This window comes from Mycolicibacter nonchromogenicus (assembly GCF_002101775.1).
Classification (GTDB): domain Bacteria; phylum Actinomycetota; class Actinomycetes; order Mycobacteriales; family Mycobacteriaceae; genus Mycobacterium; species Mycobacterium nonchromogenicum.
Genome location: NZ_LQPI01000019.1, coordinates 21,220 through 33,927, shown reverse-complemented (window position 1 = coordinate 33,927; position 12,708 = coordinate 21,220). Strand labels below are relative to the sequence as shown.

Below are 12,708 nucleotides of genomic sequence, written 5' to 3'. Positions count from 1 at the left end.
CTACCCCAGCACCCTGCCGTAGGTCTGCCGGCCCATCAGGAAGGTGGCCTCCACGGCCACGTCGCGCAGTTCTTCTGGCGGGACCCGGCGGGGATTGCGGGACAGCACCACCAGATCGGCGTACTTGCCGGGTTCCAGGCTGCCGATCTCGGTGTCGAGCCGCAGTTGCCAGGCGGCGTTGAGGGTCTGCGCCCGGATCGCCGCGTCGACGCCGATGCGCTGCTCGGGGGCCAGCACCCGGCCACTGCCCTTGGCAATACGGTTCACCGCGGTGGCGATGTTGCCGATCGGGCTGGGCGGGGTGACGCTGCCGTCATTGTGGAACGACATCCGCAGTCCGGCGTCGAGGGCCGAGCGCGCCGACATCCAGTGCGAGCCATGTTCGGAGCCGAACAGCTTGTCTACCAACACGTCTCCCCAGAAATAGAGCTGTTCGACAAACAGGCTCGGGGTGATGCCCAGCTGCGCGGCGCGGGCGTACTGATCGGGTCGCATGGCTCCGGCGTGTTCGATTCGGGGCCGTAGCGCCGGGGGCGTGCGCGCCTGTTCGAAGGCGTCGAGCACAACGTCGATCGCGGCATCACCGTGCGCGTGACACGACACCTGCCAGTGCTGATCGACGAAGCCCTTGGTCAGCTGCTGAATCTGCTCGGGTGAGTAATTCATCCGGCCGCGGTGATCAGGCCCCAGATCCATGCTCGCGGTGGTGGCATTGGCCAGATACGGGAAGGTGGTGAAGATGTTGCCCTGCCAGGGCGAACCGTCCGCCCAGATCTTCATCCCGATCTTGTCGAACAGCACGTCGGCGCGGGTCCGCCTGCCGCGGACGTTCTTGGCGTCCGCGGCCAGCTCCGGGGTGCCGACCTCGTAGGCGCGGACCCGCACCGCGCAGTCGGCCTGCCGGGCGAGGTGGGCGAACACCTCCGATTGGGCACCCGCGTCATAGGAATGCTCGGTGGCGGTGGCGATTCCGGCGCGGGCGAGTTGTGCGTAGGCCCAGCGCAGGTTGTCCCCGGCGTTGGCCATGTTCGCGCCGGAGAACGGCGCGACCAGCGCCGCCACCGCCGCGGCCTCGCGCACCTCGCCGGTCAGCTGGCCATCCGGCCCGTGGAGGTATTGGGCGCCTGCGGGGTTGGGGGTGGTCCTGGTGATGCCGGCCGCGGTGAACGCCGCCGTGTTGCCGTAGGCGGCGTGGCCACTGTCGGCGATGATCACCACGGGATGGTTCGGTGCGAGCCGGGTCAGTTCGGTTCGGGTGAAGGGCGCCAACCCGGTCTGCAGCAGCGGATCCACCCCGTTGAGCAGGATCGGCTGGCCCTTGGGTGTGTCCGCGACGGCCTCGGCCAGCTTCGCGAACACCCCGTCGGCGGTGGGGACGGTGAAGGGACGCACGTCGATGGCCGGTGGGGCCAGCCTCGAGCCCATCTCGAAGGGATGACTATGCGGCTCCACGAAAGCCGGCAGCAGTGCCCGGCCGCGGAGGTCGACGACGGTGGTTCCCGCTCCCCGCAGTTCCAGTGCCTCCTCGGCGGTGCCGACGCGGCTGATCCGTCCGCCGGTGACCGCGAGAGCTTCGGCCTCGGGCGGGCCCGGCGCCACGGTCACCACCGGACCTCCGAGGAATATGGTGTCTGCCACCGGACCCCGCGATCCGCACGCGGCAAGCCCACCGACCGCCGTCCCCGCGGCTGCGGCCGCCATCCCGGCCATGAACCGCCGCCGGGTTGTCGGCACCGTGTCCCGCTCGTATCCCGTCACAGTCGCGCGACGCGCTAGGTGAGGTCGTCGTGGTCGCCGCGTGCCCAGGCCGCGTGGCGGTCGGCCGAGAATCGGACCGCGGCCACCGCATCGGAGTCGATGGTGTTGGTGTGCAGCCCGTAGATGCGGTCGAACCGCAACTGTTCCAGCGATGCGGCCATCCGCTGGGCGACGGCCGCCGACAGCGGAATCCGGTTCGGATAGCTGCGCAGGAAGGCCACGGTGCGCCGGTCGGGGTTCGGAAAGACGGTGTCGCCCACCAGAAGCACCCCGCGCCCGTCGGCCCCGGCGTCCCAGCACGCGACGGAGCTGCCCGGAAAGTGGCCGCCGATCTGAACCACGGTCAACCCGTCAGCGAGCTCGAGGCGGCCCGACCAGTATCGGATCAACGGGTCCGGGCGCATCACCCACTGCCGGTCGGCGGCGTTGACATACACCGGCACTCCGCCGAGCCGTCGGCCCCACTCCACCTGGGCGCCGAACATGTGGGGGTGACTGGCGACGACGCCGAGCACCGGCCCGTGCTCGAGCGCCGCGGCGACCCCGGCGTCATCGACGAACCCGGATGGATCCCACAGCATGTTGCCGCCGCCGGTGCACACCAGCTTGCCCAACTGACCGATGCCCAGCGGCGGATCAGCGCCGATCCCGGTCAGCCCGGGTTCGAGTTCACAGGTGTAGGACCGCATCCCCTCGGCGGCCAGGCCGTCCAAGGTGGCCCAGTGCTGGCCGTCGGATGGCACCCATTGCCGGTCGTCCGCGCAGACCGCACACACCTGCGGCGTGGCATCGTGTTCGACACCGCACGTCCGGCACAGCCAGAACTCCGATGCCGGCACGGGTCAGACCGTGAAACCGACTGCGCGCATCATTTCGCGGCCCTCGTCGGTGATCTTGTCCGGTCCCCAGGCCGGCTCCCAGACCCAATTGACGTCAGCCTTCTTGACCAAACCGGCTCCCACCGTGGCGTTCTGGATCTGCTCGACGATCATGTCCTGCAGCGGGCAGGCCGGTGAGGTGAGGGTCATGGTGACGACCGCGGCCGGACCGTCTTCGTCCTGCCGGACCGACAGGTCATACATCAGGCCCAGGTCCACGACATTGATGCCGATCTCGGGGTCGATGACGTCGTGCATGGATTCCTCGAGTTCGGCGAGCAGCTCGTCCGGCCCCAATTCGCTCATCGGTTCATCTCCTGGGTTGAGACACTGGCGGCGGCCAGTTCCTGTTCTTCTGTCTTCGAAAGCGCCTGTGCCAGCGCATCTTTGAATGCCATCCAGCCAAGCAGTGCGCATTTGACCCGCGCCGGGTACTTGGCCACCCCGGCGAACGCGATGCCGTCGCCGAGCACGTCCTCGTCACCTTCCACAGTGCCGCGTGAGGACACCATCTCGTGGAACGCATCGAAGGTCGCCAACGCCTGATCCACGCTCAAGCCGATCACCTGGCTGGCCAGCACCGACGTTGCGGCCTGCGAGATCGAGCAGCCCTGCCCGTCGTAGGAGACATCGGCGATCTGCTCCCCGTCGGGCGACAGCGCCACCCGCAACGTCAACTCGTCACCGCAGGTGGGGTTGACGTGGTGCACCTGGGCGCCGTAGGGCTCGCGCAGACCGCGATGCTGCGGATGTTTGTAGTGATCGAGGATCACCTCTTGATAGAACTGCTCAAGACGCAACGTCTCACACTCCCCCGAAGAATTCCACGGCCCGGCGAACACCCGCCAGCAGGCGCTCCACCTCCTCAGCGGTGTTGTACACCGCGAACGAGGCGCGGGCGGTGGCGGCAACATTGAACTTGCGGTGCAACGGCATTGCGCAGTGGTGACCCACCCGGACCGCGACACCGTCATCGTCGAGCACCTGCCCGACGTCGTGCGCGTGCACCCCGTCGATCACGAACGACACCGGCGAGCCGCGGTCGACGGTGGTGGTCGGCCCGACGATACGCACGCCGGGAATGCCAGCGAGGCCTTCGAGGGCGGCGGCCACCAGCTCACGCTCGTGAGCGGCCACCACATCCATTCCGATCGCATCCAGATACCGCGCGGCCGCGGCCAGCCCGACCACCTGTGAGGTCATCGGCGTGCCCGCCTCGAAGCGTTGCGGCGCCGGCGCGTAGGTGCTCGACGCCATGGTCACCGTCTCGATCATCGATCCACCGGTGAGGAACGGCGGCAGCGCCGCCAACAGCTCCCGGCGCCCGTAGAGCACCCCGATCCCGTTGGGCCCCAGCATCTTGTGCCCCGAGAACGCCGCGAAGTCCACTCCCAGCGCGTGGAAGTCGACGGGCTGGTGCGGAACCGACTGGCAGGCGTCCAGCACCGTGAGCGCGCCGACCGCGCGGGCCCGCGACGCCAGCTCGGCGACCGGGGCCAGCGCGCCGGTCACGTTGGAGTGGTGCGTGAACGCAACGACTTTGACCCGCTCATCGAGTTCCAGCGAGTCCGGGTCGATGCGCCCGTCGGGCGTGACCTCGTACCACTGCAGGGTGGCACCGGTGCGCCGCGCCAGCTCCTGCCAGGGAATCAGGTTGGCGTGGTGTTCCAGTTCGGTGGTGACGATGACGTCGCCAGGGCCGACCGCCGCCTCGAAGCGGTCGTCACCGAGCACATAGGACACCAGGTTCAGCGACTCGGTGGCGTTCTTGGTGAACACCAGCTCGTCCGGTTCGGCGCCGACGAAGCGCGCGATCGCGGATCGACCGTCCTCGTAGGCGTCGGTGGCCTCCTCCATCAGCTGGTGCGCCCCGCGGTGCACCGCGCCGTTGGAGGTCAGCAGGAACTCCCGCTCGGCGTCGAGCACCGGCAGCGGGCGCTGCGAGGTGGCCCCGGAGTCCAGGTAGGCCAGCCGGCTTCCGCCGCGCATGACACGGTTCAGGATCGGGAAATCCGCCCGAATCGCATCGAGGTCCGGCACGGCCGGACGACTGACCGAGAGTGTCATGTCCTACGCCTCCGCCACTGCCGCCTGCTCGGTGAAGCGTTCGTAGCCGTTCTCCTCCAGCTCGTCGGCCAGCTCGGGCCCGCCCGACTCGACGATCCGGCCGCCGGCGAAGACGTGCACGAACTGCGGCTGGATGTAGCGCAGAATGCGGGTGTAGTGCGTGATCACCAGCACGCCACCGTTTTCCGCCTCCTGGTAGCGGTTCACCCCTTCGCTGACCACTCGCAGCGCGTCGACGTCCAGGCCGGAGTCGGTCTCGTCGAGGATCGCGATCTTGGGCTTGAGCAGGCTCAGCTGCAGAATCTCGTGGCGCTTCTTCTCGCCGCCGGAGAAGCCCTCGTTGACGTTGCGCTCGGCGAAAGCGGAGTCGATCCCCAACTCGGCGAACGCCGCTCGCTGTTCCTTGATCCAGGTCCGCAGCTTGGGCGCCTCGCCGCGCACCGCGGTCACCGCGGTGCGCAGGAAGTTCGACATCGACACCCCGGGCACCTCGACCGGGTACTGCATCGCCAGGAACAGGCCCGCGCGCGCCCGCTCATCGATGCTCATCGCCAGCACGTCTTCACCGTCGAGGGTGATCGACCCGGACGTCACGGTGTACTTGGGGTGCCCGGCGATCGCGTACGACAGGGTGGACTTGCCGGACCCGTTCGGGCCCATCAGGGCGTGCGTCTCACCGGAGTTCACCGTCAGGTCGACCCCGTGCAGAATCGGGATGTCGCCCGTGCCGTCGTCGCCGGCGCCGCCGGGCGACACACTCACATGCAGGCCCTTGATTTCCAGTGTGCTCATTGCTGATTCGTGTCCTTAGCTGATGCGTTCGGGGTTTATCGGTTCTCGGTGACCGCGAGTTCACGCTCGACGGCCTCGGTGAGGCGCTCCTGCACCGCCGGAACGGGGATCTTGGCGATGATCTCGCCGAAGAAGCCACGCACGATCAGGCGCCGCGCCTGGTCTTCGGGGATGCCGCGCGCCTGTAGGTAGAACAACTGGAGATCGTCGAAACGTCCCGTCGCACTGGCGTGACCGGCCTGCACGATCTCCCCGGTCTCGATCTCGAGGTTGGGAATCGAGTCGGCCCGGGCGCCGTCGGCCAGCACCAGATTGCGGTTCACCTCGAAGGTGTCGGTGCCCACGCCGCTGGCGCGGATCAGCACGTCACCTACCCAGACGGTGTGGGCGTCCGGCAGTGCCGAATCGGGGTCGCCCTGCAGCGCGCCCTTGTAGAGCACGTTGGACCGGCAGTTGGGCTGGGCGTGGTCGACCAACAGGCGCGATTCGAGGTGCTGGCCGTCGTCGGCGAAGTACAGGCCCAGCAACTCGGCGTCGCCGCCCGGACCGTCGAAGCGGACCCGTCCGGTCAGGCGCACCAGGCCGCCACCGAGCTGTACGGCGCTGTGACGCAGCACCGCGTCCTTGCCCAGCGCCGCGTGGTGCATGGTGACGTGCACCAGGTCTGAGTCGCCGTCGGCGATCCAGACCACGGTCAGCTGTGCGCCGTTGCCGACCACGAATTCGACGTTGTCGGCGTAGGTTCCGCTGCCCCGCACATCGATCACGACGGTCGCTCGTGACAGTTCTTCAGCGCGCAGCTGCAGGTGGCCGTAGGCGGTGGCTCCGGCACCCGGGCCGGTGACCGTGATGGTGACGGGCTCTTCGACGCTCGCCTCCTTGGGCACGGTGACCACCGTCGCCTCACGAAACGCCGAGAAGGCCTGGGCCGCAACGCGGTCCGCGGGTGCACCGGCAGCGCCCAGTCGGTCGTCGCCGCGCTCGACGGTCTCGATCCGCACGTCGCCGGAGCCGGCCACCTCGATGCCGGCTGATCCGTCGGCGACCGCGGAGCCGTCGTGCAGACCACGCAGCCGGCGCAGCGGGGTGAACCGCCACACCTCATCGCGACCGTGCGGCACCTCGAAGGCCTCGACGTCGAAGGAGGTGAATGCGGCGCCCTTGGTGGCGCCTTCGACCGCTGCGGTCAGGTTGGTGCCGGCGATAGAGGTCGTCACCTAGCCCACCGAGCCTTCCATCTGCAGCTGGATCAGCTTGTTGAGCTCCAGCGCGTATTCCATCGGCAGTTCCTTGGCGATGGGCTCGACGAAGCCGCGCACCACCATCGCCATCGCCTCGTCCTCGGTCAGGCCGCGGCTCATCAGGTAGAACAGCTGGTTCTCGCTGACCTTCGACACGGTGGCCTCGTGGCCGACGGTGACGTCGTCCTCGCGGATGTCGACATAGGGGTAGGTGTCACTGCGGCTGACGTTGTCGACCAGCAGCGCATCACATTTCACGCTGGACTTGGCCCCGTGCGCGCCCTTGTGGATCTCCACCAGACCTCGGTAGGAGGACCGGCCGCCGCCGCGCGACACCGACTTGGAGACGATGTTGCTCGACGTGTTGGGCGCCAGGTGCAGCATCTTGGCGCCGGTGTCCTGGTGCTGGTCCTCGCCGGCGAACGCCACCGAGAGCACCTCGCCCTTGGCGTGCTCGCCGGTCATCCAGACGGCCGGGTACTTCATGGTGACCTTCGAGCCGATGTTGCCGTCGACCCACTCCATGGTGGCCCCGGCCTCAGCCCGGGCTCGCTTGGTCACCAGGTTGTAGACGTTGACCGACCAGTTCTGGATGGTGGTGTAGCGGCACCGGCCGCCCGGCTTCACCACGATCTCCACCACCGCCGAGTGCAGCGAGTCCGACGTGTAGACCGGCGCGGTGCAGCCCTCGATGTAGTGCACGTAGGCGTCTTCGTCGACGATGATCAGGGTGCGCTCGAACTGGCCCATGTTCTCGGTGTTGATCCGGAAGTAGGCCTGCAGCGGGATATCGACGTGCACGCCCTTGGGGACATAGATGAACGATCCCCCGCTCCACACCGCGGTGTTGAGCGCAGAGAACTTGTTGTCGCCGGCCGGAATCACCGTGGCGAAGTGCTCGCGGAACAGGTCCTCGTGCTCCCGCAGAGCGGTGTCGGTGTCGAGGAAGATGACGCCCTGGGCTTCCAGGTCCTCGCGGATCTTGTGATAGACGACCTCGGACTCGTACTGGGCGGCCACGCCACCGATGTAGCGCTGCTTTTCGGCCTCCGGGATGCCCAGCCGGTCATAGGTGTTGCGGATGTCGTCAGGCAGGTCGTCCCAGGTCTGGGCCTGCTTCTCGGTGGACCGCACGAAGTATTTGATGTTGTCGAAGTCGATACCGGACAGATCCGAGCCCCAGTTCGGCATCGGCTTCTTCAGGAAGGTCCGGTAGGCCCGCAGGCGTGCCTGCAGCATCCACTCCGGTTCGTTCTTCTTCGCCGAGATGTCGCGCACCACAGCCTCGGACAGCCCGCGCTGGGCGGCAGCGCCCGCGTCATCGGCGTCGGCCCAACCGTATTCGTACCGGCCCAGCGACGCGATCGTCTCTTCCTGGGTGGTCGGCTCCGCAGCTGCTGCGGTGGCCTCCGGCGTCAGTGTCATGGTGACACTCCTTCGGTGCTCGTGATGGCTTCGGCGCAGGGTGTGTGCCGAAGGTGTGCTGCTAATGCTGTTTTTTGACCGCCGCGACGGCGCCGGACTTGCCGGCCTTTGCGGCCCTGGCGCTGCGGTTGGTCAGTGGCACATGGGTGGTGCAGACGTAGCCGCCGTCGGCGATGGTCGCCAACCGCTGTACGTGAGTGCCCAGTACCTCGGCCATGGCCTGCCGCTCGGCCCGGCACAACTCCGGGAACTCCTTGGCGACGTTGGCCACCGGGCAGTGGTGCTGCAGGATCTGCACCCCGGGCACGCCCCCGTCCACCCGCGCGGTGGTGGCGGCATAACCGGCCTCGGTCAGGGCGCCGGCGATGCGTTGGGCGGTGGCCTCCAGGTCACCGTCGTCGGTGCCGCTGCCGGCTGCCATGGCCGCCACCTTGGCCAGGATGGTGTCGATGCGCTGACGAGCGAAAGCGACCACCGCGTCCTCGCCACCGATCTCGCGCAGCTGACGCATGGCGGCCACCGCGAGATCGTCGTAACGGTGACCGAGCTTGCCGCGACCGGCTGCGGTGAGCTGGTAGCGCTTGGCCGGACGGCCGCGCCCCACCTGCTGCCAGGATGCCGCCGCATGTGCCTCGGCGTCACCCATCTCGATGAGGGCGTCCAGGTGGCGACGCACCCCGGCGGCGGACAAGCCCAACCGGGCGCCGATCTCCCCCGCGGTGATCGAGCCGGATTCCATCAGCAGGCGGACCACCGCATGGCGGGTGTCGTGGCCGCTGGCGATCTCGACCGCCGGTGGGGTGCCTGCCATCACCGCACCGCCACGGCCCTGCCCGGCGGTTTCGGTGGTGGTCTTCACCTCCCCCATCTCGGAGGTCTCGAATTTCACAACACCAGTGTGACGCAATTCCCGAGCGGGGTCTAGAAAGGGTTACCTCAGTTCGGCCGGTATCTGCCGTTGCGCTGGTCACATCCGGCGCGGCGCCGGGCTGGCCCGGGGATGGCAGAGCGGCCGTTACGCTGCTGGGATGTCCCCTCGCCGGCATTCGCTGAGCACGTCGATCGCGCATCTGCACGGCGACGAGCGCACCGTCGGCTCCCCGCTCAACGCCGCTGAGCTGGTCGCCCTTCGGCGCACCCGCCGGTTCGGCGCCACCGGCACCATGCTGATGGCCATCGGCGCTCTCGGCGCCGGTGCGCGGCCGGTGGTGCAGGACCCGACCTTCGGGGTGCGGCTGCTGAACCTGCCGTCGCGGCTGCAGACGGTGGCCCTGACCATGACCACCACCGGCGCGGTGATGATGGCGCTGGCCTGGCTGATGCTGGGCCGGTTCGCCCTGGGCAGGCGGCGGATGTCGCGCATCCAGCTCGACCGCACGCTGCTGTTGTGGATGCTGCCGCTGCTGGTCGCCCCGCCGATGTACAGCAAGGACGTCTACTCGTACCTGGCCCAGAGTCAGATCTCCCGGCTGGGCCTGGACCCCTACCGGGTGGGCCCGGCGCCGGCCTTGGGCCTGGACCACGTCTTCACCTTGTCGGTGCCCAGCCTGTGGCGGGAGACACCGGCGCCCTACGGGCCGCTGTTTTTGTGGATCGGCCGCGGAATCTCGGCGTTGACCGGTGAAAACATCGTCCTGGCGGTGCTGTGCCATCGGGTGGTGGTGCTGCTCGGGGTGGGGCTGATCGTGTGGGCGGTGCCGCGCCTGGCAGCGCGCTGCGGGGTCGCCGAGGTCAGCGCTCTGTGGCTGGGCGCGGCCAATCCCCTGCTGCTGATGCACCTGGTGGCCGGCATCCACAACGAGGCGTTGATGCTCGGGCTCATGCTGACCGGCACGGAGTTCGCCTTGCGCGGGATCACCTCGGCCCAGCCCATACTGCCGTCGCTGCGGGCTAACCGCCGCCCTGATGATGCGGCGGTCCCAGCTTCGCCTCTCCTGCGTCGAGCCTCGCTGAACCGCCGGGACTGGGCGCCGCTGGCCGGCCTACTCGCCGGCGCCGTGCTGATCACGATGTCGTCGCAGGTCAAGCTGCCGTCGCTGCTGGCGCTCGGGTTCGTCGCGATGGCACTGGGCTGGCGGTGGGGCGGCGACGTGCGAGCGTTTCTGCTGGCCGGCACCAGCATGGCCGCGCTGGCGGCGGCGGTGACGGGCCTGATCGGCTGGGCCAGTGGGCTGGGCTTCGGGTGGGTGTTCACCCTGGGCACGGCCAACGTGGTGCGCAGCTGGATGTCGCCGCCGACGCTGATCGCCCTGGGCACCGGCCAGGTCGGGATCCTGCTCGGGCTGGGTGATCACACCACCGCTGTGCTGTCACTGACCCGCGCCATCGGTGTCCTGCTCATCGCGGTGCTGGTGGTGTGGCTGTTGCTGGTGGTGTTCAACGGGCGGCTTCATCCGGTCGGAGGGCTCGGCGTCGCGCTGGGCATCACCGTCCTGCTGTTCCCGGTGGTGCAGCCGTGGTACCTGCTGTGGGCGATCATCCCGCTGGCCGCCTGGGCGACTCGCCCGAACTTCCGGGTCGCGGTGATCGCGGTGACCCTGGTGGTGGGCATCTTCGGCCCGACCGCCAACGGCGACCGTTTCGCGCTGTTCCAGATCGTGGACGCCACCCTGGCCAGTGCCGTGGTGGTGCTGGCACTGTTCCTGCTGACCTACCGGCGCCTGCCGTGGCGCGAGTTGCCGAGACGGCCTGAGGCCCCGCCCGATGGCGCACCGGCCGAGGAACCGACCCCGCGGCCGGCCGCCGCCACCGACGCTTACGCTGATTCTCCGTGAACTCAGCTGTCGCGGTGCGTCTGCGCGGGGTCCGCAAGCGCTACGGGACCGGCCCTGCTGCGATCGAAGCGGTCGCCGGCCTTGATTTCGACGTCCAGACCGCCGAAGTGTTCGCGCTGCTCGGTCCCAACGGCGCTGGGAAGACGACCACCATCGAGATGTGCGAGGGCTTCGTGCGCCCGGACGCCGGGACCATCGAAGTGCTCGGCCTGGACCCGGTCGCCGACAATGACCGGCTTCGGGAGCGCATCGGGGTGATGCTGCAGGGCGGGGGCGGCTACCCGGCCGCACGCGCCGGGGAGATGCTCAAGCTGGTCGCGTCGTACTCGGCCAACCCCCTGGACCCGCAGTGGCTGTTGGACACCCTCGGCCTGACCGATGCGGCACGCACCACCTACCGGCGGCTCTCCGGCGGGCAGCAGCAGCGACTCGCGCTGGCCTGCGCCCTGGTCGGTCGACCCGAGCTGGTCTTCCTCGACGAACCGACCGCCGGCATGGACGCCCACGCCCGACTGCTGGTGTGGGAGCTGATCGACGCCCTCCGCCGCGACGGGGTGACGGTGGTGCTCACCACCCATCACCTGCGTGAGGCCGAAGAGCTGGCCGACCGGCTGCTGATCATCGACCACGGCACTGTGGTCGCGGCCGGCACCCCGACCGAGTTGACCCGCAGCGGCGCCCAGGGCCAGCTGCGTTTCACCGCCCCGCCGCGACTGGATCTGTCGTTGCTGATCGCGGCGTTGCCGGAGGGCTATCGGGCCAGCGAGGTGCTGCCCGGTGAATACCTCGTCGAAGGAACGGTCGACCCGCGGGTGCTGGCGACGGTGACCTCCTGGTGCGCCCGCCTGGATGTGCTGGCCACCCAGCTGCGGGTCGAGCAGCGCAGCCTCGAGGATGTGTTCTTGGAGCTGACGGGACGGGAGCTACGCCCATGAGTGATCGGCAGGTCTTCGCGCCCGGCACCTTCACCCCCGACCCTCGTCCGGCGGACGTGCCGGCGATGCTGGCCGCGCAGTACCGCTTGGAGCTGACCCTGCTGCTGCGCAACGGCGAGCAGCTGCTGTTGACGATGTTCATTCCGATCACCCTGCTGATCGGGCTGACGGTGCTGCCGCTGGGCCCCTTCGGCGAGGGCCACGCCGAACGCGCCACCACGGTGCTGCCGGTGATCATGTCGCTGGCGGTGATCGCCACCGCGTTCACCGGGCAGGCGATCGCGGTGGCCTTCGACCGGCGCTACGGGGCCCTGAAACGGCTGGGCGCCACGGCACTACCGGTCTGGGGCATCATCGCCGGCAAATCGCTTTCGGTGGCCACCGTGGTTCTGCTGCAGTCCGTGCTGCTCGGAGCGATCGGCGCCGCGCTGGGCTGGCGACCGACGCTGGCCGGCCTCGCCCTGGGTGCGGTGGTGATCGCACTCGGCACCGCGTGTTTCGCGGCATTGGGGCTGCTGCTCGGAGGCAGCCTGCGCGCCGAGATCGTGCTGGCCGGCGCCAACCTGATGTGGTTCGTGTTCGGCGGGTTCTCCGCGCTGACGGTGGAGACCGACCTGGTGCCCGGCGCGGTCCGCTGGCTCGCACGGCTGACCCCGTCGGGGGCGCTGACCGAGGCGCTGGCGCAGGCGCTGAGTGTCTCGGTCGACTGGTTCGGTCTCGCGGTGGTGACGGTGTGGGGCCTGCTGGCCGCCGTCGGGGCCGTGCGTTGGTTCCGGTTCAGCTGACCTACTACGGGATGTAGTTACCGATCCTCTACGATCAGGCGTCGTGGGACGGT

12 protein-coding genes are annotated in these 12,708 nt (G+C 68.9%); 3 read left to right on the top strand and 9 right to left on the bottom strand.

The window, feature by feature from the left end; genetic code table 11:
• The 9 genes from AWC18_RS01075 to AWC18_RS01035 form a co-directional block, all read right to left on the bottom strand.
• Nucleotides 1-1,710, bottom strand: coding sequence for an amidohydrolase (locus AWC18_RS01075; protein ID WP_085137122.1), 1,710 nt, complete (start codon nt 1,708-1,710; stop codon nt 1-3).
• 62 nt (nt 1,711-1,772) lie between these two features.
• A complete protein-coding gene (locus AWC18_RS01070; protein WP_085137120.1) occupies nt 1,773-2,597 on the bottom strand; it encodes an MBL fold metallo-hydrolase in 825 nt (274 codons plus the stop codon).
• Between the two features lie 3 nt (nt 2,598-2,600).
• On the bottom strand, nt 2,601-2,942 hold the full coding sequence (locus AWC18_RS01065; RefSeq protein ID WP_076050108.1) for a metal-sulfur cluster assembly factor: 342 nt from the start codon (nt 2,940-2,942) through the stop codon (nt 2,601-2,603).
• On the bottom strand, nt 2,939-3,436 hold the full coding sequence (gene sufU / locus AWC18_RS01060) for a Fe-S cluster assembly sulfur transfer protein SufU (protein WP_085137118.1): 498 nt from the start codon (nt 3,434-3,436) through the stop codon (nt 2,939-2,941). The genes AWC18_RS01065 and sufU overlap by 4 nt, the downstream gene beginning before the upstream one ends.
• Nucleotides 3,437-3,440: 4 nt before the next feature.
• Nucleotides 3,441-4,703 (bottom strand): cysteine desulfurase, encoded by a 1,263-nt coding sequence (locus AWC18_RS01055; RefSeq protein WP_064997941.1) that lies wholly within the window; start codon nt 4,701-4,703, stop codon nt 3,441-3,443.
• A 3-nt stretch (nt 4,704-4,706) separates the two neighbouring features.
• On the bottom strand, nt 4,707-5,495 hold the full coding sequence (sufC, locus tag AWC18_RS01050) for a Fe-S cluster assembly ATPase SufC (RefSeq protein ID WP_064997942.1): 789 nt from the start codon (nt 5,493-5,495) through the stop codon (nt 4,707-4,709).
• Between the two features lie 35 nt (nt 5,496-5,530).
• The gene (gene sufD / locus AWC18_RS01045) at nt 5,531-6,700 is read right to left on the bottom strand and encodes a Fe-S cluster assembly protein SufD (RefSeq protein WP_064997950.1); all 1,170 of its coding nucleotides are present in this window, start codon (nt 6,698-6,700) and stop codon (nt 5,531-5,533) included.
• A 12-nt stretch (nt 6,701-6,712) separates the two neighbouring features.
• A complete protein-coding gene (gene sufB / locus AWC18_RS01040) occupies nt 6,713-8,161 on the bottom strand; it encodes a Fe-S cluster assembly protein SufB (RefSeq protein ID WP_064997943.1) in 1,449 nt (482 codons plus the stop codon).
• Nucleotides 8,162-8,222: 61 nt separating this feature from the next.
• The gene (locus tag AWC18_RS01035; RefSeq protein WP_234806393.1) at nt 8,223-8,972 is read right to left on the bottom strand and encodes a helix-turn-helix transcriptional regulator; all 750 of its coding nucleotides are present in this window, start codon (nt 8,970-8,972) and stop codon (nt 8,223-8,225) included.
• A 217-nt stretch (nt 8,973-9,189) separates the two neighbouring features.
• Between AWC18_RS01035 and mptB the strand changes: the two genes are divergently transcribed.
• The 3 genes from mptB to AWC18_RS01020 are packed head-to-tail and all read left to right on the top strand — an operon-like array spanning nt 9,190 to nt 12,655.
• Entirely contained in the window at nt 9,190-10,935 is a 1,746-nt protein-coding gene (mptB, locus tag AWC18_RS01030; RefSeq protein ID WP_085137116.1) for a polyprenol phosphomannose-dependent alpha 1,6 mannosyltransferase MptB, read from the top strand.
• Nucleotides 10,932-11,870, top strand: a complete 939-nt coding sequence (locus tag AWC18_RS01025; RefSeq protein WP_064997945.1) for an ABC transporter ATP-binding protein — start codon at nt 10,932-10,934, stop codon at nt 11,868-11,870. The genes mptB and AWC18_RS01025 overlap by 4 nt, the downstream gene beginning before the upstream one ends.
• Nucleotides 11,867-12,655 (top strand): ABC transporter permease, encoded by a 789-nt coding sequence (locus AWC18_RS01020; protein WP_064997946.1) that lies wholly within the window; start codon nt 11,867-11,869, stop codon nt 12,653-12,655. The genes AWC18_RS01025 and AWC18_RS01020 overlap by 4 nt, the downstream gene beginning before the upstream one ends.
• The last annotated feature ends 53 nt before the right edge of the window (nt 12,656-12,708 follow it).

Excerpts from the sequence above, each read along its gene's own strand:
- AWC18_RS01075 (WP_085137122.1), bottom strand. The coding sequence starts at position 1,710 with ATGGCCGGGATGGCGGCCGCAGCCGCGGGGACGGCGGTCGGTGGGCTT.
- AWC18_RS01065 (WP_076050108.1), bottom strand. The coding sequence starts at position 2,942 with ATGAGCGAATTGGGGCCGGACGAGCTGCTCGCCGAACTCGAGGAATCC.
- AWC18_RS01055 (WP_064997941.1), bottom strand. The coding sequence starts at position 4,703 with ATGACACTCTCGGTCAGTCGTCCGGCCGTGCCGGACCTCGATGCGATT.
- sufC (WP_064997942.1), bottom strand. The coding sequence starts at position 5,495 with ATGAGCACACTGGAAATCAAGGGCCTGCATGTGAGTGTGTCGCCCGGC.
- sufB (WP_064997943.1), bottom strand. The coding sequence starts at position 8,161 with ATGACACTGACGCCGGAGGCCACCGCAGCAGCTGCGGAGCCGACCACC.
- AWC18_RS01035 (WP_234806393.1), bottom strand. The coding sequence starts at position 8,972 with ATGGCAGGCACCCCACCGGCGGTCGAGATCGCCAGCGGCCACGACACC.
- mptB (WP_085137116.1), top strand. The coding sequence starts at position 9,190 with ATGTCCCCTCGCCGGCATTCGCTGAGCACGTCGATCGCGCATCTGCAC.
- AWC18_RS01020 (WP_064997946.1), top strand. The coding sequence starts at position 11,867 with ATGAGTGATCGGCAGGTCTTCGCGCCCGGCACCTTCACCCCCGACCCT.